The organism is Mucilaginibacter sp. (assembly GCF_025359345.1).
GTDB lineage: Bacteria > Bacteroidota > Bacteroidia > Sphingobacteriales > Sphingobacteriaceae > Mucilaginibacter.
In genome coordinates this window covers 16133-40585 of the sequence record NZ_JANYGQ010000009.1, presented here as the reverse complement: position 1 = coordinate 40585, position 24453 = coordinate 16133, and the positions used below count along the sequence as shown (strand labels likewise).

Below are 24453 nucleotides of genomic sequence, written 5' to 3'. Positions count from 1 at the left end.
CAATAGTACCCCTGGCTGTACCAATAATGTTAAATATGCTGCGATTATTGTAGCATTTATTGATGATTTTTTAACTAAATATTAGTTAATGTATTGATTATTAGTTGATTAAAAAATGATTAACATTTGTGCTATAATCATTATCAATAGTGTTATCCCTTTTATCACTTCCTGTATAATTTTATAACTGTAACCAATTATAAAATCGCGGTCTCCGCATTTAATTAAACCGGGCAGGAATTTGTGCGAGTAACCACAATCGTCATAACTAAGGTTTTTTACATGCAGACCTTTAAACCAACACATGAATAATCAACTCGGGCATTAAGCCCGGCATTATAATAATCAAACCAATACTTATAATCAATCATCCTAAATGACTCAAAATGAACAAAGATTTACTGTTTAACAAATTCAATAGTAGCAAAAAAACGATTTTCGTTTTTTTGTTTACTTTATTTACCTGCTTTGCCGCGGTAGCTCAAACCCGGCAGGTATCAGGCACGGTAAGTGATCCCGATGGCACCGTAATACCTGGCGCCGGCGTAAAAATAAAAGGGACAACAAACGGCACCGTGACCGATGTTAACGGTACCTTCAAACTCGCCGTTCCCGACAATGCAACACTGGTAATTAGCTTTGTGGGCTATGTAACCAAAGAAGTTGCCATAGGCAGCGGTAGCGTGTACAACGTTAAGCTTGCATCTGCGGTTAGCAACCTGAATGAGGTTGTGGTAGTATCGGTAGGTTACGGCACCCAAAAGCGCACCGACCTTACCGGTGCGATCAGTTCGGTTAGCGCGGCTACTATTGCTAAGGTTCCGGTTACTTCGGTTGAGCAAGCCTTACAAGGCCGTGCAGCAGGTGTGCAGGTTACCAATAACGATGCCAGCCCAGGCGGCAATGTTAGTATATTAATACGCGGTACCGGTAGTTTGGCACAATATGGCAACAGTCCTTTATATGTTGTTGATGGTTACGCACTCGAAACAGGTGGTATTAATAACATCAACCCAAGTGATATTGCATCTATCGACATTTTAAAGGATGCTTCTGCAACATCTATTTATGGTATACGTGCAGCCAACGGTGTGGTTATCATCAATACCAAAAAAGGTAAAAAAGATGGTACCACAGTTGAGTTTAACGCCTACACAGCTTTCCAAAGCAGACCTAAAGAGTACAAATTATTAAACGCCCAGCAATTTGCTACACTGGCTGTGCAACAGGCAGCAGACGATCCTGCAAAGCAGTTTAGTGTGCTATCCAACTGGAACGACCCGACATCGCTTACCAGTGTTGATTGGCAAAATGCAATTTACCGTACTGGTTTAACACAAAATTATAGCCTTGCTATACGCGGTGGTAACGACAAGGTTCAGTCGTCGGCTTCAATTGGTTATTACGATCAGAAAGGTATAGTGCTTGGCTCATTCTTTAAAAGGCTTACACTGGGTCTTAACCTTGATTATCAGCCTACCAAATGGTTAAAATCATCAACCAGTGCCAAGTACAGCTATCAAAATGCTAACAACCCGTTTGGTACCGGTTCATTGGGTAACCTGGCGCAATTACCACCAACGCTTGACGGTGGTAACAAGCAGACCAGCCAGATAAGTGATAGTAACGGTAACTACGGTTTTTTTAATCCTATTTATACCTATGTTGCTAAATATAACAACCCGGTTTACGGCATCAGCCACAATCAATACCAAAACATAAGCCAGTTCTTTTTAACCAACTCATCGTTGGAAGCCACCATCATTGAGGGCCTTAAAATCAAAACCAACGCGGGTGTTACCGTAACAGGTATAAACGGCTCCTATTTTCAACCTGAAGATGACCGCCTGGTTAACCAGTATGGCTCACAGGCGGGTGCAACTCAAAATGCATTCTACAATCAAAACTTAAATACCTCGTTTGACTGGATATGGGAAAATACACTTTCTTATAATCGCACTTTTGGCAAACATACTATTGATTTCTTAGGTGGTGTGTCTGAACAGGAATTAACCAACAATGGTTTCAGCGGCAGCGGTGTCCCTCCAAATTCTCAAATCCGGGATATATCGCAGGTTAGCAATTTAAAGCTTGGCACCAGCGCGCAAAACATTCAGTCGCTTGCATCGCAGTTTGTAAGGTTGAGCTATAACTATGCCGGCAGGTACTTTATTACCGGTACTGTACGTCGCGACGGTTCCTCAAAATTTGATGTTGGGCATAAATATGGTACGTTCCCATCAGGAGCTGTGTCATGGAAAGTAAAAGAAGAAGACTTTTTGAAAGGTGTTGACTGGCTTACCAATTTTAAATTAAGGGGTAGCTATGGCGAGGTTGGTAACGAAGGCCCTATCGGCTTGTTCCAATACGAAGCACAATATTCAACCGGTTCAGCATCTACCAATAGCGGTAACCTTGGTTATCCATTCAATAAAATATACCAGCCAGGTATAGCGGCAACATCTCCGGAGAACCCGAACCTTCGGTGGGAAACTGATTACCAAACCGATATCGGTGCTGATATGGCATTTTTACATGGCGATTTGACCCTAACTGTTGACTGGTTTAACAGGAAATCGAAAGACTTTTTATTATATATTGCTGTACCGCCGCAAACAGGTTATACCAATGAATCGCAAAACGTAGGCACAATGAGCAACAAAGGCTGGGAGTTTGCCCTGAATTACAGCCATGCTACTTCAAGCGATTTAAGGCTTGGCGCTGGTTTAACGGTTTCATTCATTACAAACAAACTTACCGCCTTAAACTCCGGTACAACTTTTATAACCAACCCGCTTAACAGTCCTAATGGTGCAGTTAACCTGAATGGCCAGGGCTGGGGAGTTTATAGCGAAACCCACATCGGCCAGCCGGTTGGTGAGTTTTTTGGATATAAATCAATAGGCGTTATCCAATCGCAAGACCAAATTAATGCATTAAACGCAAATGCATCAGCCAAAACAAATGGCGTTAATAAATTTTACTACCAGGCGCTTACCGGCCCGGGCGATAGGTTATTTGCTGATATTAACGGCGACGGCGTTGTAAACGCAAGCGATCAGGTTAGCCTGGGTAACCCACAGCCAAAGTTTTTTGGAGGCCTTAATCTTGATGCTACCTACAAGGCATGGGATATTAACCTTTACTTCTACGGTAGCTACGGCAACAAAATTTTGAACTACGAAGAAAGCAACCTGGAAACTTTCCAGAACCGCGGTTTCGTAGGGGTTGAAAACCTTAGCCAGGAATATTATAAAAATGCCTGGACCAAATCAAATCCATCAAATGAATTCACCAGGATTTACTATAACGATAACTCTTATTTAAACTCGGTTCCGTCAAGTCAATGGATTGAAAATGGCAGCTACCTGAAACTGAAAACCTTAACAATTGGCTATACACTGCCAAGCGCTTTGGTTAGGAAGCTTTCGATATCAAAACTAAGGCTTTACGCATCAACCCAAAACCTGTTTACCATAACCGGTTACAAAGGTTTAGATCCTGAAATTGGTACACAGGGTGGCTTTGGTACACAAAATGGTATTGATAACGGTACTTATCCTTCATCGAAATATTTCACCGTTGGTTTAAACGTAACTTTCTAATAAAGAAGATAAATAATTAAAGACATGAAAATGAAAAAGAAAAATATCACCCTTGTCGCCATCTGCCTGTTTGCGGTGCTGATGATACCACTGGGATGTAAAAAAGACTTTTTAACGCAAACAAATCAGCAAAACTCTACGGCCTCGGGTACATTTACCAAATCGCAGGATGTGGTTGCGCTGGTAAACAGTATTTACGATAGCTACCAGAACAGTGATCTGATGAAGAAGTCAATTTGGTACTATGCAAACTTCTTCTCGCACGACTGGTATAATGACGGTGCCGACGTTGCATGGAACTCATACACCATCAGCCCTACTTTTGGTGCTATTGACACTTTTTGGAGAAATGCCTACATCGCTATTGCAAGGGCTAACTCGGTATTCGGCATAGTAGAAACCGCCAAAGCCAAGGGTGTAGTTACCCCCGAACTGGCAAACCGGTTAACAGGCGAAGCTTACTTTATGAGGGGCATGACCTATTACTATCTTGCCGGTACTTTTGGCGGTGTTCCGCTGGAATTAAAACCAGGCGGTACAGGCTTAACGCCGCGCAGCACACAGGACCAGGTATTTGCCCAGGTAGTATCAGACATGAAACAAGCTGAAGGTTTATTGTTGTCAAAATCAGCTTTACCTGCTGCCGAACTTGGCCGCGCCACAAAAGGTGCTGCTTACGGTTACGAAGGCGCTGCCCAAATGTGGTTAAAGAAATACGATTTGGCTTTAGCTGCATTTAACAACAGCGAGCTTACTTCGAACTACCACTTAATGCCAAACTTTGTTGATGTTCACGAATTTAATCACCAGAACAATGACGAGTCGTTATTTGAAATTCAGTTTGATTTGCCAACAGGTGAATCACAAAGCTGGGACGGTGGCTGGCAAAATGGCGGCGAAATTGCCTGGATTGATGACTTTAGCTGGCCACACGAAATAAGCGGTTTTGGTTATGATTATGGAAACCCTGGCCTTTGGTACTCATACCAGGCGGGCGACTTGCGCAAAACATTAACCATTATAGGCCCGGGCGACGAAATTCAGAGCCCTGGTATTATAGCCAAATGGGGCGGCATAAAAGGTTACGCAGTTGTGCAGGCTGGTTTTGCCAATAATGTTAAAGACAACGCTTCGCAAACCTACTCATCATACAAAGGCGATGACGATAAAATCATCAATACAGTTGGCGCTTTAAGGCAGCCTTGGTATGGTGATGACCTTACCCGTTCAGGCTACTATTGTGCAAAAAAATGGCGCGATCCGAACCTTACCGGTGCTAACGGAACATCAGCCATTTTCGGTTCACAAGACCAGATATTACTGCGTTATGCTGAAGTTATACTTGACAGGGCTGAGTGTAAAGTACACACCGGAGATATCCCGGGAGCAATGGCCGACTTGAAATTAGTTAGAGACCGTGCCTTTGGTGGTACTGCACCTCCAGTTATGCAGGATGGCCTTACCTATGATGGCAAAGCTACCACCCCGATAACCGATCCGATGCAAATGGTGTTAAGCGAATATCGCCATGAGTTAAGCGGTGATTACTCGCTGTTTTACAACCTGCGTCGTGCCGGTGGTACAACCCCAGGCCAGGTAGCCCGTGATTTTATCCACGCTGCTTATGGTACTACTGACAACCTGAACCCACAACCTTATCCATACGGCCCAACTGCCGATGGTAAGTTGCATGGTGTTTGGCGCACATCATTACCGGTTGGTCATGATATTTGCCCAATCCCGCAACCCGAAATCGGTTTGAACCCAAATCTTACCCAAAACTCTGGTTACTAGTTAGTTGATTTAATATATTTTGTAAATGCCGCTTTGAAAGGAGCGGCATTTTTTGTGGAAGAACTTTACATGCTTTTAGCGTAGGCCTGCGACCTGCGCTGGCGAATTTCGCCCCGTTGGGGCTTGAAGTACGTTCAAAATGGTGTGATTTTGGGATAACATCGAATGGGAATCCGATAAATATTGTTCAATGCTTTTGTTCCTAAATGAACCGATATTTCATAGCTCCAACGGGGTGGCATCCATCAGCACAGGTCGCAGACCGGTGCGTTATTGGCAATATCAAATGATAGTAATTTATTTCCCAGCCGCCATTGCCAATACCTTTTTCACCTGCTGAGGATAAATGGCTATATGATGCGTATGCACCAAAATATCGGCCGATGCACTTTTGGTTTGGGTTGGCGCGATAATCACTCTTGAGGGTAGTGCCGGCATATGGCATTGTACGCAATTGGTTTTAATTAACTGTGCATCAATGGTATTGGCCATTTTGCAATAATTGTGCTTGGTGGTACTATGGCAACCCAGGCACTTTTGGGAATAAAGCAAAAGGTTGCCCCGTTGGTTTTGGTGAGTATCGTGGCAGGTTTGGCAATCAAGTTTGCTGCCCATAAAACATTTGCTGCTTTGCAAAAGTTGAATTTGATTGCCGTGCACGTCGAGGTGGCCGGTATCAATTGCGCTAACCATTTCGGGCAATTTGTAATTGGCAAGTGTATCGCCTGGAACAAATCCGAAAGTTGAGCGCAACATTGGGCTTTTATTGCCCGAATGACATACCCCGCACACATCCAGTTTGCGTTCGCGCGGTAACGACTTGAAACTTGCGATATATTTTGCCGTTTTTACTTCAGGGTAATTGGTTTGAAACTCAACATGCCGGGCGCCGGGGCCATGGCACTTCTCACAGTCGATCCCGTACACCAAACTGCTTTTGTCAAACTGCTCGCCGCCGGTTAGTTGCGGTGATTTGTCAGGTAAACCGCTTATGTTACTGGCGTGGCATTCCATACACCTGGTAGCAATTGGCCGGTTAAAATACACCTGGCCAGGCATATAGCCCGGACTCATTAGCCACTGGTTTTGCTTTGAATAGTACGAAACCGGCAACTGGTTTAAGGCACTGCCGTGCCAGTACAGGTAACTCTCGCCTTTTACTCCGCCCAAAACAATATCAAAACGATGTTTTTCCGCTTCTTTCCCATTCAAATAATAGGTTTGAAATAACCCGCTATCACGCTTTTCCATTACAATTTTTTGTGATGGACTGAAATCAAAAATATTTGCGTTTTTAGCGAAACTGCCATGGATAGTATTAAGATTGGCCGGAACTGTTGCCAAATAATGTGCCGTATGCAGGGATGAGTTGGAAATAGCGCTGTGGCATTTTGCACATGTTGCCGCACCGGCGTAAGCCTCCCCGCGCGGGTCGGTGGGTTTTGCGGTTTTACATTGCATGTAAACAAAACAGGCCATTATTGCGCAAATTGCTGCAACAACATTTATCTTCTTCATATACAGTTAAAAGGTAAAATCAAATCCCGGCTTATATTCCCAGGTACCTTGTTTGTTTACCTGGTAAAATTTGATGGTATTACCGCTCAAAACCCCCATTGATCCGGTGTTTAAATAAAACACCTGGTCCACCGCACCGGTACTTGTAAACGTAAGATTACCACGATTGGCCCAGTTGCCTTGCGGATCTACGTAATAAAACCTAACGGTTTTGCCCGCCCGCACAGCTAAAAAATTATTCCCGGGGGTGAATGCGCCATCAATGTCGTCATCGTTCACGAAGTTTTTGAGCGGACTGGCCGCCCACTGACCTTGTTTATTGGTTTCATAAAATTTTATGGTTTTACCGAGCCAAGCCCCAATTGTGCTGTAATTGATGGAAAAAACGCCGTCGGTTTTGTCGGCGAGCGTAAGGTACTTACCTGCACTATAGTTCCACGCGCCGGACCTGTCGGTATGATAAAATTTTATGTTTTTACCATCCCTTGCCCCAATGTAGCTGCCAAAGAAATAAAATACCTGCTCCGCGCCGCCGGGGTTTTTAAAATCTTTGTTTGGGCCGTATATCCATTTCTTTTGGTCCTTTGTTTCGTAAAACTTCACCACCCCATCGTGTTTTATCCCTATAAAATTATCGTTCAAATAAAATACTTGTGTAGCGGGTGTGCTTTTGCATCTTAATAACAGTATTGATAATAAAATTATTGAAAAAATAAATACGGTTCTTTTCAAATTGTTTAGCCCTGGCATTTGGTTTAATTCTATCGGTTTTATAAAAAGTTCTATAAGTATAACTCGTCAAAAAAAGCAGTTTTTTATTGAACGTCTTATCGCTTTTGATAATATGCTTTTTTCACCGGTTTTAATGCTAAATATAAATAAAATACGCCTGTATTTGCCCGATTTTCATTATATTTATTTTGTATGTATAAACTTTAATTTCAATTTAAAATGTTGATTATTAATAGATTGTAAAATGAATAGAATGAGAAATGTGAACTGCTTTTTATAATGATTTACTATTTTGAATATAGATTGTATTTTTTGTATTACAACAGGTAAATGATTGAAATTAAATTTGATTTCCCGGTAAAGAAATTGGATTCAAATTGGATGCGATTTTTAGAATTACAGGCTTAAGATAATAACGATATAAACCAAAAAAATGAACAAAAACGGCCATATTATTGAATGTTTTTGTTAAGTTATTTTAGTGAAATATTCAGTAAAATAATTATTAATATAAAAAAATATCCTGATTAATAATGAACAAACCGATACTTTTAGGGCTCGTTTCGTGTGTAATATGTTTTTTTTCGTGCAAAAAGCCAACGCTATTCCAGCAAATTTCGTCTTCACATTCAGGCATTACTTTTAACAATACCATCGCCGAAAACGACTCTATAAACCCGCTTGACATCGTAAATATTTACAATGGAGGCGGTGTAGGGATTGGTGATTTTAACAACGATGGCCTGCAGGATATTTACTTTACCGGCAATCGCGTAAGCAATAAACTCTATATAAATAAAGGCGATTTTAAGTTTGAAGATGTTACCGAAAAAGCCGGTGTTGGTGGCATGGGCAGGTGGGGGCGGGGCGTATCCATCATCGATATCAACAACGACGGGCTGGCCGATATTTATGTGTGTAATACCATTTATAAGGACTCGCTGCTGCGCCGCAACCTGCTGTATATTAACCAGGGAGCAGATAAAGACGGGGTGCCACATTTTAAAGAAATGGCCAAAGAATATGGATTGGATATCAACGTACAATCGACCATGGCTGCGTTTTTTGACTATGACAATGATGGTAATCTGGATATGTACCTTACTGTAAACGAAGCTAATGAGCATTACTATCCAAACGTGTTTGGCTCAAAGGATAAAGGCCTAATCCCGAGCATGGGGCGGCTGTATCACAACGAATGGGATACAAAATTGAACCACCCCGTGTTTAAGGATGTATCGGCGAAGGCAGGGATAAAATACCAGGGTTTTGGACATGCTGCCACTATTGTCGACATTAACCGCGACGGCTGGAAAGACATCTATGTAAGCAACGATTTTCTGTCGTCAAACCTGCTTTATATCAATAACCACGATGGTACGTTTACCGACCGTTCCAAAGAATATTTTAAGCACACCTCGTTCAACGCCATGGGGCAGGACATCATCGATATAAATAATGACGGCCTTGCCGACGTGTTTGAGCTGGATATGAACCCCGAGGATAATTACCGTAAGAAAATGATGTTGGGTCCCAATAGCTACCAGTCGATACAAAGTTTTGATCTATTTGGCTATCAATACCAGTATGTACGTAATACGCTGCAGATAAACCAGGGGCCGAGGGTTTTACAAAACGACACCGTTGGCAGCCCTGCCTTCAGCGAAATTGGTTTCATGAGCGGCACCGCCCAAACTGATTGGAGCTGGACACCTGTGATAACGGATTTTAACAATGACGGCTTCCGTGATATCATTATCACCAATGGCTTTCCCAAGGATTTAACAGACCACGATTTTATGACCTACCGGCAAAACGCATTTGCCATAGGATCGAAAAAGCAGGTGCTTGACCAAATACCTTCGGTGAAAATTCATAACTATGCCTACCAAAATAATGGCAATCTGACTTTTAAGGACGAAACTAACGACTGGGGCCTCAACATCCCCACATTTTCTAACGGCGCCGTGTATGCCGACTTGAATAACGATGGCGCTATGGATATGATTATTAATAATATTAATGATGAGGCTCTTATATATAAAAATACTTCGCGCGATAAGGATACGGTTAATACCAATTATATCCAGCTGAAATTTAAAGGCGATGCCCATAACCTGAACGGCTTTGGTGCCTGGGCCGATATTTATTACGACAACGGCAAACACCAGGTAGCAGAAAACAATCCATATAGGGGCTACCTGTCCACCAATCAAAACATTGCCCATTTTGGCTTAGGCAAAATCCGCGTGCTCGATTCTATCGTTGTGCGTTGGCCAAATGGGAACAAACAGGTATTACAACAGGTTAAGGCTAACAGGCTAATCACCGTTAACATTGCCGATGCTAAACAAAGCTACGTGTGGGATAGCCCTAAAACAGCAGATAAAACCCTGTTTACCGAAGTAACTAAAGCAAAAGGCGTCAACTTTGTACATAACGAAAAGGATTTTGTGGACTTTAACATTCAAAAGTTATTGCCGCACAAATTATCTGACTACAGTCCGGCTCTCGCAGTTGGCGATATTGATGGCGATGGCTTGGATGATATTATAGTTGGCGGCAACTCCATTTACCCGGCGCAGGTATTTTTGCAACAGCAAAACGGTGCTTTTGTCCAGCATGCATTTGCAGCAGAGCAAAACACTTTCTCGAACATAAAAGATGAAGGCATGCTGTTATTTGATGCCAACGGCGATGGTAAATTAGACCTGTACATAGCTCATGGCGGCTACCAAAATGCACCTAACGACAGCACTTACCAGGATAAGCTTTATCTGAACGATGGCAAAGGCAACTTTAAACCGGCCAATTATGCCCTGCCAATAAACCATACCAGCAAACTATGCGTGCGTGCCTTTGACTATAACAAAGACGGTAAACCCGACCTTTTTGTATCGGGCAGGGTCGATCCGTGGAATTATCCAAAGCCGGTATCGAGCTGCATTCTAAGAAACGACAGTAAAAACGGGGTGGTGAAATTTACAGATGTGACCGCTGAGGTGGCCCCGGCGCTGAAAGACATTGGCCTGGTATGCGATGCCCTGTTTACCGATTACGATAACGATGGCTGGCCCGACCTGGTGCTGGCGGGTGAATGGATGCCGGTAACATTTTTAAAAAACGACCACGGAATATTTAAAAACGCAACGCAGTCCACAAGTATTGCCGGTAAAACCGGTTGGTGGAACAGTATAGTTGCCGGCGATTTCAGGCATACCGGCCGCATGGATTACATCGTCGGTAACGTTGGCCAAAACACATTGTACAAAGCTAGTGAGCAATACCCGGTGTATTTAACCGCTAAAGACTTTGATAAAAACGGCGAATACAGTGCATTTACCTCCATTTTTTTGCCGGATGTAAACGGCGTTAAAAAGGAGTTTCCGGCAGTAGGACGCGAGGATATTTTGAAGGAGATGATCAGCATTAAGAAGCGGTACACCAATTACAAATCGTACGCTGTGGCAACCATGGATGAGGTTATTACACCCGAAATGCGCAAAGGTGCGTTGCGGCTAAAATCGAACACTTCGCAATCGTGCTATATCAGGAACGATGGCAATGGCAAATTTACCATGATACCACTGCCCAACCAGGCACAAATATCGGCCATAAACGGAATGGTGGTGGATGATTTTGACGGTGACGGCAACCTCGATGTAATGATAAACGGAAATGATTATGGCACCGAGGTCGGTGTAGGCCGATATGATGCCCTGAATGGCCTGATGCTGAAAGGCGATGGCAAAGGCGGATTTACCGCACAAAGCATCATGCAAAGCGGTATTTACATACCCGGCGATGGTAAAGCTTTGGTAAAACTACAAAATAACAAAGGCGGATACATGCTGGCAGCCAGCCAAAACCGGGGTGCGTTGAAACTCTTTCAGCTTAAAACAAATGCGCATAACATAAAACTGCTGCCCGATGATGAAAGTGCAATTATAACTTATGCTAACGGAAAAAAGGAAAAGCAGGAGTTTTATTACGGTTCGTCGTTCTTATCGCAATCTGGCAGGTTTTTTACGGTGGGGAAGGATGTGAAGAGCGTTGAGGTGACGAATGATAAAGGGCAGAGCAGGAGTATAGGCATAAACTAATTTTGTCATTCTGAACGCAGTGAAGAATCTTCTGCGAGCGATATGAACGCGGATAGGTATGGTGCTGACTTGTCAAATTGATAAGATTCTTCACTGCGTTCAGAATGACAAATGGCTTATTTAAAAGCTTTTAACGCATATTAACCAATTTCAATAAATACCAAAATGAAACATACCCTCATTCTCACAACAATACTTACCGGCAGCTTTTTTATAGCAGCCGCCCAACAATCCGCTAAACCAGAGGATACTGAAATTTATGAGCCGGTGCCAAAAATTGTTACGCCCGGCAAAATGCCTGGCGCTGCACCTTCAGATGCTATTATCCTGTTTGGTGGTGACAACCTCGACCATTGGGTATCAAACAAAGATACCACCGCTGCAGCCGGCTGGATAGTTGCCGACCATATCATAACCGTCAACAAAGCCGCAGGCGATATCCAAACCCGCCGCCGTTTTATGGATTTTCAGCTGCATGCCGAATATCGCATACCCATGAATATTACCGGCAGCGGGCAGGCACGCGGCAACAGCGGCATATTTTTAGCCGCCCTGCCATGGGGTGCCGGTGGTTACGAGTTGCTGGATAATTTTAACAACAAAACGTATGTAAACGGGCAGGTGGGCAGTATTTACAAACAATCGGTACCGCTGGCAAACGCCGCAATGCCACCTGGCGAGTGGCAAACCTATGATGTGGTTTGGACGGCGCCGCGGTTTAATGAGGACGGCTCGGTAAAATCGCCCGCACGCGTAACTGCTTTTCATAACGGCGTACTCGTACAAAACAACTTTGAATTGAAAGGCGACACCCCATACATTGGGCAGCCAGCATATCGTAAACACGGCCCATCGCCTATTAAGCTACAGGCTCATGGTGATAAAAGCGAACCGATCAGCTACCGCAACATTTGGGTTAGGGAATTATAAATATGATAATTATGCTTAGAAAAACAACGATTTGCATAGCGATAGCCTTATTGGCAATTATAAAAACTTTCGGCCAGGCCAACCCGCTACCGAGGCTTATTGAAAAAAATGGCCGGTACGCCTTACTGGTTGATGGCAAACCATTTTTTATGCTGGGCGCGCAGGTGCACAACTCCAGCGGCTGGCCTGGCATGTTACCCGCAGTTTGGCGGGCGGCGGAGCAAATGCACCTCAATACCATCGAAATACCCATATATTGGGAGCAAATTGAATCCCAGCCGGGCAAATTTGATTTTTCGGTAGTTGATAAACTGCTTGCTGAATCGCGCCGGCATAAAATGCGCCTGGTGCTGCTTTGGTTCGGCACGTGGAAAAACGGGAGTAACCATTACATGCCCGAATGGATGAAGCGTGATGCTGGCAAATATCCCAACATCACAGGCAAAAACGACAAGCATATTGATTCACCTTCCCCGTATAGCAAAGCTACTCTCGACGCTGACGTAGGAGCATTTACAGAGGTAATGAAGCATTTAAAAGCCGCCGATGCCCTGCATACGGTTATAATGGTGCAGGTTGAAAATGAATCGGGGGCGTGGGACAGCATGCGCGATTATTCGCCGGTGGCCCAAAAACTATTTGAAGGCAATGTGCCGCCTGAATTGTTAAAACCCGCGGTGCTGAAAGCGCTAAACGTTTCTGAAGGCGCCCAAGGCTCCTGGCAAAAAGTATTTGGCGACAGGGCCGATGAGTATTTTCATGCATGGTCTGTCGCGCGGTTTATAGGGCAGGTTGCTGCCGCGGGCAAAGCACAGTATGCTCTGCCACTATATACCAACGCTGCCCTGCGAGACCCGCTCACCAACCCCATGGCAAATACCTACGAAAGTGGCGGCCCTACAGATAATGTTATCCCGATTTGGAAAGCAGCGGCCCCGGCGCTCGACCTTGTTGCGCCAGATATTTACCTGCAAGGCAGCGAAAGGGTTTTAAAAGTGCTGGAACTATACAATCGCCCGGATAACGCACTTTTTGTACCTGAAGCTGCTTTCACCCCCGAAAATGCAAAATACCTGTACGAAGTATTGGCTGGTGGTGGCATAGGGTTTTCGCCGTTTGGATTGGATGACAATGGTAGGGGAGACTCACCGGAAAAAGTTGCCGAACATGTTGCGCCCTATGGTCACGATTATGCGGTGGCAGGCCCCTTGATGCGGGAACTGGCGCAATGGGCATTTGACGGCAGGATAAAAGCCGTTGTTGAACGCGAAGACCATGCTGACCAAACGATAGACCTTGGCGCATGGCAGGCAGTAATATCATTTGGCAACAGCAGGGCCAATGTCACTGAAACCAACAAACAGCCCATCGGCAAACTGATGATCGTAAAATTTGGCGAAAATAATTTCATCGCGATGGGCACACAAAGTCATGTTACTTTTAAGCCCACAGGATCCAACACCGGTAAGGCTTGGCAATACATAAAAGTAGAAGAGGGCAGCTATCAAAGTGGTGCGTTTAAACCGGTAAGGATATTGAACGGCGACGAAACCGACTGGGGCGGCCCAAGGTTTGGCGAAAAGCCAACAGTGTTGCGGATAGAATTGGTGGTGAGGTAATCTTAATACCTCACCGCCTCAACCTTTACAGGTCCTAACAATCCCGATGATTCCAGACCGTTTTTTGGATTTGGCAAAATAAACGCTGATGTTTTTCTTTCGGCAACCGGCAGCATGCTATCGCCTACTAAACGATTTACCCATGTGTTTACCACTTTTATTTTCAACTTGTTGAGGCCGGGTTTTATGGCTTTGGTAATATCAACTTTGTAAGGTGGCGTCCAGGCTCCACCAACGTCAATGCCGTTAACCGTAACTTTTGCTATGGCCCTGGCGTTGCCCAGGTCAAGCAGGTAAGTCTCGCCTTTTACTTTTTTAGCTAACCTGAATGCATTGTTGTAAATCGCGGTACCTGAGTAATATTTTATGCTATCATTACTGTTATTAATCCAATTGGTCAGCCCGTCAAATACTACGGGTTTGGCAGGGCCGCGCATCTTGCTATCGAAACTGACTATCCACGGGCCGGTTACGTCAATAGTTTGTTTCGCCGTAGGGAAATTCGACCGCTTGCTGCCTTTTATGGCCGGTTTGCTGAAAATTACAAATGCGCTTTCAAACGGAGCCAGGGTTAACGGTACCGAAGTTGTTGTGGCAGTTTGCTCAAAACCCGGCAAGTTGCGCACGCTACCCGATATGGCGTTCCACAATTCGGGCTGTTTTCCGGTTAACCGGAAATCTGCATTAATATTTACGGTGGTATTTTTTTGGTTGGAGATAAAGTAAGCATCGCCGCCGGTTAACTTACGGTGAATAAACAGGATAGAGTCGCTGCCGGTTATTTTGGCATCGGGGACAACTTTGATAAAATCAAAAGCCTGCTGCATATCCATGCCATTAATTACTAAACCTTTGCCGTAGCGGTTAACCTTTGTGGCCGTTCCATCAATGCTGCCCCAAAGTTCATTGGCAACGGTAGAAACTTGTTTGTCAGCCTCAGGATAATTTTGCAGGCTGGGTGACAGCTGTGGTTTTGGCCCGAGGATAACTGCACCCTGCTGCACAAGCTCTTTTATTTTCAACAGCAATTCGGGGCGCATGGTGGTCAGTTTTGGTAAAACCAATACGCTGTAAGTAATGCCATTCGGCAGCACCAGTTTGCCATCCTTTACGGTCAGCCTGTTTTTTATCACATCAGCATTAATATAATCAAACGAGTAGCCTTGCGGAACTGCCGGATCGGTAACACCAGTCATTTTTGGAGCATCTTCGCCTATAAAGTACGCAGCATCGGCTACGTACCGGCCTTGTTGCAGCATCATGTTACAGCGTTTGATGTACTTCAAAAATATATCCATATCAAAAAACCAGGTGTTCAGCCGGTTAAATTCCACGCCAAACCAGGCATCCAGGCCGGGCAATTTATCGTCGGCAGGCTGTTCGATATAAACATGCAGCAAAGTGTTGTTTATGCCTTCGGTAAAAAAGCGGTCGCCGCGTTTTTTAAACATGGCTGGGTAGCGGAAAAACGGGTTCCCAGCTGCGGTAAATGATTCGGCGGATACCTTAGTTTTACCATAAATATGTGCCGATGATGACGCTGCACGGTTCTCAATATCGCCCAGGTCTCCTTCGCTCCAAAACTCGCCCCCAATCTCATCCGACTGACTGCCATATTGCAAGAACTCTCCGGGATAACCCCAATGTCCATAATTTTCCAGCCAGGTAGTCAGCCCGTTTTTATGACTGATTTCGCGCAGGCCGCCTACGTATTTATAGGATACATCGTCAGCTATCAACCGCCTTAAATCCCACAAAAAACGATCGCTCATATCCTGGCTGCCCACAACTTTTCCCTGTAGAACGGGCATGTAAGGTGTCGGGTCGTAATTATAAGCTTGCTTAAATTCGGTTATCAAATTATCTGTCCAGTTTTGGCTGCCGGTTTCGTAGCTGTCCTCAACCACCACCTTCCATGTTTTGCGGTCTTCGGGCGGTATACGCTTTAAAATCTCGCCCATATAGGCATTAAAATGTTGTTCGATATGCTGCTTGCTCATCTTATCGACCTCAAGCCCCGTGCCCTGGGGTGGTGCCGGCGCATTACGCACATTAGTTGGTGCCATACCCGTGCGTTCAATTACCCAGTTACCGGCTGGTACGTTCCAGTTTAAAGTGCCATCAGCGGTCATGTTTGCAGATATGTCGACAACCTTTGCCGGGTCGATAATGTAGGCAGATGGCTCGGCAGTTTGGGGTAGCCATTGGTAAGCCGTCCAGAACGGGTGAGGAGTGGGCCAGGTTTTAGCCAGCGTTTTTTCGATATAATTCTCCACCATCGGAGTAGCCGAGAGTTTAATTTCGGCGATGTCGCAATTGGACGATATGGATGTAAAAACCACCCTGAAATTGGTGGACGAAGTTGCCGGTATAGAAAAAGCCGCCGGTCCGTAAGGTGTAAAACCAACATTCAGGTTATCGTTTGAACGGTCGATGGTAACATGTTTAATGGTGGTATATCCGCCGTTTATTTTTGCCTGTAAATCAGCTTCCAGGCTAACGGTTTTGTGTACCGGGATTATAACTATACTGCGAACGGTATATGGCGTTGTGGTTGTAAAATCGACAGTAAACGGCTGATGTTGGGTTAAATGTATAGCTGTCGCGTTATTATTTTCAGTAAGGTTATTGATCGAGTCGATAACCGGTACTGATGTCATCGCTGGCTTTAAACTGCTGATATCTGTATTAAAATCATCGGCTACCGGGTAGGCTAAAACTTTTACGTCCTGGAAATTTTTTTGGGGTTTATCCAGCTTTTTGTTGAATGCAAACGGCCCTTTTACCATTACCTGCGACGAAGTGAGGTAACGCATGGATTGCTCCGGCTTGATCCATGGCCCGCCCGACTGGCTCCAGCCCGGTCCGTTAAAAATACCTATCTGAATATTTAAACGCGTAGCAGTTTTAAGTGCTGTATGCAAAACATCCCACCACTCATCCGAAAACATTTTTACTTTTCCGTAAGGCACATCATCCAAACCAATGTTGCCGATAAAGGCCCGGTTGATACCGACTTTTTTCATAGCCTCCAAATCTTTCACTACACCTTCTTTCGAGATATTGTCTGATATCCAATACCAGTAAACGCTGGTTTGCACAGAGTCGGGGATATTGATGAAGCCTGTTTCGACGGCTTTGAAATCTGAGTTTCTTTTTAATGACGACTTTTTGTTGTGCATTGCCTGTCCGTTTGAATGGGTGGAAAATGCGGCTAGAAGCAGCAAACAAAAGCAGGTTGATTTAAATGAAGGCATATTATTGGTGATTTTTTTTGCGAAAAATTTATTGCCCAATGCCGATAACGCAGGGTAACAAATAATGCTTAATATTCGCAGTTTTGAAAGGGAATAGCATCCTGCACTGTCTGTTTGCCATTTGTATTAATACCGATTTTGAGATGGGTGAATAATTTGCCGGCTCAAAATACCTCCCTATTTCAACACCCCCATATCAGCCTTCAATCCCGTCATTTGCTCTAAAGCTGCGGCGAATTCCTGCTGCATGGCCGGGCTCATACTTTTAATACGCGCAACATAATGGTTAGCGCCGGGAACAATAAAAGTTTTGGCGTCTACAGATGGCCCGTATTCCGCTTTGCAGGCCGTCCATGTGTCGCGGCCACCGTATATGTATAAAATTTTGTTGCCGCTTTTATACAGCCATGCATTTATCTTTTTCTCAAATTCGGGGTCGTATGGCCTGCGGGGTAATGATGCCGGCAAAAACGCAGCTGAAGGATTTGGCCCTTTCAGGTAATGCAGGTAAGCTTTAAAGGGTTTGAGGTTATATTTGTAATACCCTGTTTGAAAGGTCATATATGAATGTGGCAAATATGGGTTTACCGACTTTTCGTCAGAAAACCCGGAGACATCCTCGCCAAAAACTTTCATTAGATGTTTGTAATAATCTTCAACATTGTCGCCCGTGGGTATATCCTTTGGGTCGATATTGCTTATCTGCCAAAAGGAAAACGGGTACTCCATTATTTCATATTCAAACGCGGCGCCTATACCACCGAGGGTATTGTATTTTTGTTTTTGAGCATACGCCGACTGTTTGTCCAATAGTTCCTTTTCATGCTGTAGCATGAAAATTTGCGCCTTCTTAATTTTCGCTGCTACTTCAGCACCGCCGGCGGTGTCAAGGAAATTGTATATCCTTTTGTCCTCGATATCATTTGGCATCGGCGCCACATACGGAACCGTAGCATCCACATCATCGGGATAAAAATAGCGGTAGGTGAGTGCGGTCTCGCCGCCACGGCTGATGCCCGTACTTATCCATTTCGATTGGTAAAGCGTGCGGAATAACTGGTTGATGTGGTGCAGGTCGGCAGTTGCCTGTTCAAAGGTAGCATATTGCCAGTCAAGCGGTTCGGGTTTCGATTTATTAAAATACCGGAATTCGACATCAATATCATTGCAATGCAGTATTTTTTCGAGCTCGTTGCCACCCGGCCGGCCACTATAGCCTTCGGTTTCCATTACCATCGGCTTCGAAAAGTCCCTGTGTATAAGGCGCAGTTGCTGGTAAAAAAAGCCCTTTGTTGTATCATTATGGTCAACAGGTTGCTTTATGGCAAGTTGGTATTCAGCTTTAAACGGAGATTCGGTTACTTTTTTGTGGATGATCTTTATACCGGGCAGTTTGGCCAGGGCATCGTCGACCGATGATGCATCGGATTGCGCAAAACCGGGTGCGGCAACAAATAGTAACATTGCCAAAAACATGAGGCGCGTTAGCAATTTATAGTTGAAGCTGTTTAATTTTCTCATTTTGGAGGTGCGGGTATTATTTAGGTTGATACCGGAAATAAATATAGAAAATATTCGGAATTTGCATGCAGGTTTAGCGTGTAAGGAACTTTATACAGGCCGGAATAAAGGGTTATGCTGTTAATGAATCGTACTGCCCGATTAGCCGGGTAAATGAACTATCAAAGTACGGTGTAGATACTTTAAATAATTTAGCCTCATCGATAACATATTTTACCAATGAATCAATTTCGGCAGGTTTGTTGTTTTCCAAATCAAGTTGAAAGGATGATTTTACCTCGCCTTTGAAATTCGACAGCAGGTTAATGTTGTTCGCTATCGTATTTTCATCAACAACAATGTTTTTCGCTTTAGCCAATCGCATTAACTCAGACATTAGCCCTGTGAAAAGCTGCTTTGCGTCACTATTTTCGATTATTCCCGAAAATGTGGTTTCAAATATGGCAGTTACAATTGCAGCCGGCGAAACAAACATAAATTTCTTCCACAAAACGGGTTTAATATCTGTTGTGTAAGTTGCGTCTATACCCGCATCAGTGAAGATTTTGGCAATATCATTGCCTTTGCTATCCGCCTGTCCGTCGCTGCCAAAAAATAATTTTGCCGGGCCGCCAATGTGATCCACCTTTCCGGGTGCAACTATATTGGAAGCGATGTAGATACTGCCTTCCATTAGGGTTGCGCCCTCCGGGAGGTATGGTGTCACAGTTTCTTTTCCGTTTACTGTGTTTTGAGTAGTAATTACTATTGTGTTTGCTGTTAAGCAACCTGCATACTTTTCGAGTATTGCAGCTACCGAGAAGTTTTTTGTGCAAATAATAAACAGGTCGACTGTTCCAATCGCTGCAGGGTCATCAGAAGTTAAGGTCGGCATACTTTTATAAGTAACGCCCTTCGAGACCAGGTTTAAGCCATTTTGGTTTATGGCATCAGCCATTTCGCCCCTGGCAATAAATACAATTTCTACATCTTCTTTATCCGAATAATAACGGGCAAGTTTACCCCCGATATATCCGCCAATACCGCCTATGCCTGCAATTGCGATCCTTGTATTTTTATTTGATGTCATTTCCATTGGCAGCTAGTAATGTTGTAATTGTTGCTAAATGATGATCGTCATGTTCGGCAACAAATATAAAAAGATCCATTGTGCGCATTGGCGTTTTTAAACGGGGATGAAGGGCTGACTTAAAAACGGTTTCATCATCCATTGTGCGTAGTGCAGTCAATGTTTGTTTTCTTATCTCCCTAAAGCCTGACAGGAGCTCCTGTAGCGACCTGGCATTATGGTTGGCCAAATGGGTTTTGTTATTCTGCAGATCAGTTGGCCGTAGCTCAATTTCGCCATTCATAATATCTTCCAATCTTCCCTGCCAAAGTGGTTCGAGGTCAACCAAGTGGCCGATATTTTCTTTTATCGTCCATTTGTTATCGGTCGAAAAAGTCAAAATATCTTCGGGAACACCTTTTAGCTTTTCCTCGAGCCGTGCCGGGGTGCCCGAAAGCCGCTCCAATATAGATGGGAAAATATTCTCTTTACTTTCGAAATTAAATTTCCGGTCGAACCATTTTTCCTGTTTCATTTTGAAAATTTTAATAATTACAATTTAAATTCTAACAATGCTACGGTAAGGTTGCGGTGTTGTTCGGGTAGGTCGGGCGTGTTTGGGGTTGTGTAATTTTCTAAAAAAACAAAGCCGTAGCTTTTGTAATATTCAATAATGTGCGGGTTTGCAGTCCATGTATCCATCCTGACATATCGCAATCCTTTTTCTTTGGCAAATATGGTAATCCAGTTTAATATTTTTTCAAACATTTTTCGCCCCTTAAATGCCGGATTAACTACCGCCCGGTGTAAATAAATGGCATCGCCTTTATCCTTTTCGCGCCAGATTAATTCATCAGTAAAGCAAATGCTGAAAATGCACATTATAGTATCGTCGCTTACTATTTTAAACTGCAGTTTGTTCTCAATATCCCGCTTTATGTAATCTTTATCATAACTATTCCAGCCAACATAGTTGTTCTTTTTTTGGTAGCTAATAGCTTCTTCAAACAGCCAATAGATAACTTCAAGGTCGGCTGTACTTGCATTCTCAATCCGGTAGGTTTCTGGTGATATTGCGTTCATGTTTGATTTTTTAGAAAGGATGTATTAATAAAACAACCAGGGCTATAAAACTCCCGCTTCAAGTAAATCCAAATAGATAAATTCGGGCGATCTTACACCGGCATCAGCCCTTATTTTTACCAGTTGCGGAGAGTTGAAAAATTGTTCGGCGTTTTGTTTATCATCCCATATTGATAAATGGACGATTTTATTTGGTTCGTCATAGTAATTAAAAACCTGGTACGATATTTCTCCCGCTGCTTTTCTAATTCCTGAGGCATCGTCGAATATTTGTTTCCATGCGGCATAGTTCTCCACTTCGTGGATGATCAATAAGTGTATCATGTTTTTAATTTTAGGTGTGATTTTTTGACATAGATGTATCAAGCCAGCCCTGAACCGGGCAAAGCAGGGTCACCCCGCAATCTTCGATGGGGGCATTAAAATCAACGGAAAAGCAAGAGTGAATGCTACCGGCTACACATACGACAGCCACCATTGGCTATGCGTTCGTTTGTAGTTGCCATACCGGCGGCAGGGAAAATATAACAGTGATACTACGCCTATCCAGAATAGGTATACTTCCCGCAACGGGATTCCAAAACCCTGTACCTGCCACACTATCGGCGAACCGTCGGATTTTATCGGCAGGCCTGATATAAGCACAAGTATCATATTAAGAAGCCTGATAATGCTTAAATGTACTATAAAATAAAAATAAGGTACATTTCCATACACCCGGCAAAATTCAGCCAATCGGTTGCCGGCTTTTTCGGTAAAGGACAGCAGTACCATAACCGGCCCAAGCGTCATCAGGAAAAACAGGAGTGAAGGCGACTGCTTGGTAGCATTTATAAAAGATAATATGGTATGTGCCGTGTTTCGTTGTATGGCCCATGGTGACGGGTCACCGTAGTGATTAATCAGCCTTAATACAACGAATAAAACAATTGCGGAAATGCCTGTCAGACGTAATATTCGTTGGCGTTTTTTTGCGTCGTACCCGTTTTTATAAACTGAGCCGAAAGTATAGCCTAACAATAAGGCGCCGGTCCATGGGAGTACGGCATATAATACAATTATTGCCCGGCCTGTGCTTAGCGGTATGAAAGCTCCTTTTGCCGATAGAAACAGCTTCGTAAGGCCCCCGGCCACGCCTGTTTGCGGTAGCTGCATATAGTCGAGCAGGTTATGGCCAAATATGATAATGACAGCAACTGTGGCTATAACCTGTATAGGTGCACGGAGTAGTAAAGCAAGGATTATCATACCAAACCCGGTTGCCCACAGTACTTCGAGTATCACCATATGGTATTGCAAATCGAACGAAAACAGCAGGCTGATGATCAACATGTCGGACAGGATAAGCCATGCGCCCCTTTTTAACAGGAAAATGCTCAATTCCTTTTTTGTACGCCGCTGGCCAGCAAGATATGCCGACACGCCACCTAAGAACACAAAAGTAGGTGCGCAAAAATGAGTTATCCAGCGGGTAAAAAACAAAATGACCGTTGTAGTTTGCATGTCAAGCGGTGATGGCCCGGGAAAATGCAGGAAATCGCGGGTATGGTCCAGCGTCATAATGATCATGATCAATCCACGGACGATGTCGATCGAATGTATGCGTTCTTTCATCTCTTTAAGGTCGATTTGAAACCAGGTTTAACGTTTGCAATATACTATAAGAGATGCTTTTGCCAAAGCCTGTTTGTTAAGCAAAAAGCCTGACAATGCGGCGGTTGAATTAACTGTTGTGCCCAATTTTTCTGTTTTTAAAGCGTATACGGTTATAAGGTAATGGTGGGGCGCCTCGCCCTCGCCGGGGCATGGGCCCTGGTATCCGGGCAGGCCGGTATCGCTAATGCTTTGCAGACTGCCCGCAGGTGCAAGGCCGCTTTTAACATCGCCGGCGCCCTGTTTTATTTCAAGCACACCGGCCGGAATATCAACCATTACCCAGTGCCAGAAACCACTACCCGAAGGGGCGTCCATATCGTACATGGTTATGGCAAAGCTTTTAGTGCCGGTGGGGGCGTTTTGCCAGTTCAGCTCCGGCGACTTGTTCGAGCCGTTGCAGCCGAAATGCCCGGCCACAAACTCATTGGTGAACTGGCCGCCTAAATCCACGCTTTTTAAAGTGAAGGTTTGTCCGTAGGATAGCTTAGATATAAATAGCGTTATTGCAGTAAAGAATAATATTTTCATGCAGCAAATATTGCCGATTACTTACACGCCTTGTTATTGCAAAAAGTTCAAAAGAGTAGTGAGAAAAGCCCAGTTTAAGCGCTTTGCTTGAACGCAGCCGGGGTTATCCCATACTTTCTCTTAAAAGCAGTGCTGAAATTGGATAAATTTTCGTAGCCGTACGCCAGGTACAAGTCGCTGGGGCTTGTGCCTTTTATGAGCTCGGCGCAGGCAACTTCCAGCTTACGGTCGCGAATATAGCGCTGGGGTGATATGCCGTAGGCTTTTTCAAAATCGCGTTTAAAGGACGACAAGCTGCGGTTTGCAAGAAAAGCCAATTCTTCCAGGTTTAGGTTATTGAACAAATTGTTTTCAACTACCACCTTTAGCGGTACGCTTTCCGTAGCGCCAAATATGCCTGTAAGTAAGCCAGGTGCCATCTCATAAATGGCGGTCAGCAATTCATTTACCTTTAACGCGGCCATTTCTTCGGATAATGTTTGCTGCGAATCAATCAGGTTTTTTATATTTCTGATGTATTCGTCAATATATGCGTTGGTTGTAAAATGGATATACGGCGGCCTGTCGGGCTGGCTCGGTGTTTTGCGTTTATGAGATGCAATAAATGCCTTGCCTATACGAGCCGGGAAAAAAACAAGCACACTGTTGTATCTTTCGGTATTGTCGCTGTGTTCTGTAATAAGCGAGTTGCCTTCGGGTATCAGCATCCCGTACCCGGGAGAGAGTACCCGGCTTTCGCCAGCTCTGTAAATCCGCTTCTGCCCATTTTGAATAAAACTGAACGCATAGCAGCTAAACATCACCCGGCTGCGGAAGGGACCACCTGTATCCCTGTAATTCACAAAAGAAATTTCGCCGCCAACAATTTTTTGGTGGGCTGCCACAGCTTCCGGAACTTGAATAACATCCATAATATCCTGAATTTAGCAATGCTGGATTTTTGTCAGTAACCAAAAAGCCTCCCGGATTTCTCCAGGAGGCTTTAGTGGTATCAAATGTACCAGAACCTTGTTTATAGTAACCTGATTTACTGTATGTTATCTAAAGTCTGTTAAAAAG

Annotated in this window: 16 protein-coding genes; 5 read left to right on the top strand and 11 right to left on the bottom strand. The window is 44.1% G+C overall.

Annotated features, from left to right (window positions below; translation table 11 throughout):
* Positions 1-386: 386 nt before the first annotated feature.
* Positions 387-3605: a TonB-dependent receptor gene (locus tag Q0R52_RS03865; RefSeq protein ID WP_252787866.1), complete on the top strand. Its 3219-nt coding sequence runs from the start codon at positions 387-389 to the stop codon at positions 3603-3605.
* A gap of 30 nt (positions 3606-3635) precedes the next feature.
* Positions 3636-5399 carry a RagB/SusD family nutrient uptake outer membrane protein gene (locus tag Q0R52_RS03860; protein ID WP_295792347.1) on the top strand — a complete coding sequence of 588 codons (1764 nt, stop codon included), beginning with the start codon at positions 3636-3638 and terminating at the stop codon, positions 5397-5399.
* Between the two features lie 297 nt (positions 5400-5696).
* Here Q0R52_RS03860 and Q0R52_RS03855 read toward each other — a convergent pair whose 3' ends face one another.
* Positions 5697-6917, bottom strand: a complete 1221-nt coding sequence (locus tag Q0R52_RS03855; protein WP_295792346.1) for a multiheme c-type cytochrome — start codon at positions 6915-6917, stop codon at positions 5697-5699.
* 6 nt (positions 6918-6923) lie between these two features.
* Positions 6924-7559, bottom strand: a complete 636-nt coding sequence (locus Q0R52_RS03850) for a hypothetical protein (protein WP_295792343.1) — start codon at positions 7557-7559, stop codon at positions 6924-6926.
* 623 nt (positions 7560-8182) lie between these two features.
* On the opposite strand from Q0R52_RS03850, the gene Q0R52_RS03845 reads away from it, so the two are divergent.
* The 3 genes from Q0R52_RS03845 (at position 8183) to Q0R52_RS03835 (ending at position 14301) form a co-directional block, all read left to right on the top strand.
* Positions 8183-11752 (top strand): VCBS repeat-containing protein, encoded by a 3570-nt coding sequence (locus Q0R52_RS03845; protein ID WP_295792341.1) that lies wholly within the window; start codon positions 8183-8185, stop codon positions 11750-11752.
* A gap of 165 nt (positions 11753-11917) precedes the next feature.
* Positions 11918-12682, top strand: a complete 765-nt coding sequence (locus Q0R52_RS03840; RefSeq protein ID WP_295792339.1) for a DUF1080 domain-containing protein — start codon at positions 11918-11920, stop codon at positions 12680-12682.
* A gap of 11 nt (positions 12683-12693) precedes the next feature.
* Positions 12694-14301 (top strand): DUF5597 domain-containing protein, encoded by a 1608-nt coding sequence (locus Q0R52_RS03835; protein ID WP_295792336.1) that lies wholly within the window; start codon positions 12694-12696, stop codon positions 14299-14301.
* Between the two features lie 2 nt (positions 14302-14303).
* On the opposite strand, the gene Q0R52_RS03830 is transcribed toward Q0R52_RS03835, so the two are convergent.
* From Q0R52_RS03830 to Q0R52_RS03790, 9 genes are all read right to left on the bottom strand, one after another.
* Entirely contained in the window at positions 14304-17483 is a 3180-nt protein-coding gene (locus Q0R52_RS03830; protein WP_295792334.1) for a glycosyl hydrolase, read from the bottom strand.
* A 252-nt stretch (positions 17484-17735) separates the two neighbouring features.
* Complete coding sequence (locus Q0R52_RS03825; RefSeq protein ID WP_295792332.1) at positions 17736-19079, bottom strand: S28 family serine protease; 1344 nt, start codon at positions 19077-19079, stop codon at positions 17736-17738.
* 112 nt (positions 19080-19191) lie between these two features.
* Positions 19192-20148: a 2-dehydropantoate 2-reductase gene (locus Q0R52_RS03820; protein WP_295792330.1), complete on the bottom strand. Its 957-nt coding sequence runs from the start codon at positions 20146-20148 to the stop codon at positions 19192-19194.
* Entirely contained in the window at positions 20135-20662 is a 528-nt protein-coding gene (locus Q0R52_RS03815; RefSeq protein ID WP_295792328.1) for a DinB family protein, read from the bottom strand. The genes Q0R52_RS03820 and Q0R52_RS03815 overlap by 14 nt, the downstream gene beginning before the upstream one ends.
* A 17-nt stretch (positions 20663-20679) precedes the next feature.
* The gene (locus Q0R52_RS03810; RefSeq protein ID WP_295792326.1) at positions 20680-21210 is read right to left on the bottom strand and encodes a GNAT family N-acetyltransferase; all 531 of its coding nucleotides are present in this window, start codon (positions 21208-21210) and stop codon (positions 20680-20682) included.
* Positions 21211-21252: 42 nt separating this feature from the next.
* Positions 21253-21534, bottom strand: coding sequence for an antibiotic biosynthesis monooxygenase (locus tag Q0R52_RS03805; RefSeq protein WP_295792324.1), 282 nt, complete (start codon positions 21532-21534; stop codon positions 21253-21255).
* A 132-nt stretch (positions 21535-21666) separates the two neighbouring features.
* Positions 21667-22824: a heparan-alpha-glucosaminide N-acetyltransferase domain-containing protein gene (locus Q0R52_RS03800; protein ID WP_295792323.1), complete on the bottom strand. Its 1158-nt coding sequence runs from the start codon at positions 22822-22824 to the stop codon at positions 21667-21669.
* 27 nt (positions 22825-22851) lie between these two features.
* Complete coding sequence (locus Q0R52_RS03795) at positions 22852-23394, bottom strand: YbhB/YbcL family Raf kinase inhibitor-like protein (RefSeq protein WP_295792321.1); 543 nt, start codon at positions 23392-23394, stop codon at positions 22852-22854.
* A 74-nt stretch (positions 23395-23468) separates the two neighbouring features.
* Positions 23469-24305 (bottom strand): helix-turn-helix domain-containing protein, encoded by an 837-nt coding sequence (locus Q0R52_RS03790; RefSeq protein WP_295792319.1) that lies wholly within the window; start codon positions 24303-24305, stop codon positions 23469-23471.
* Positions 24306-24453 lie beyond the last annotated feature (148 nt).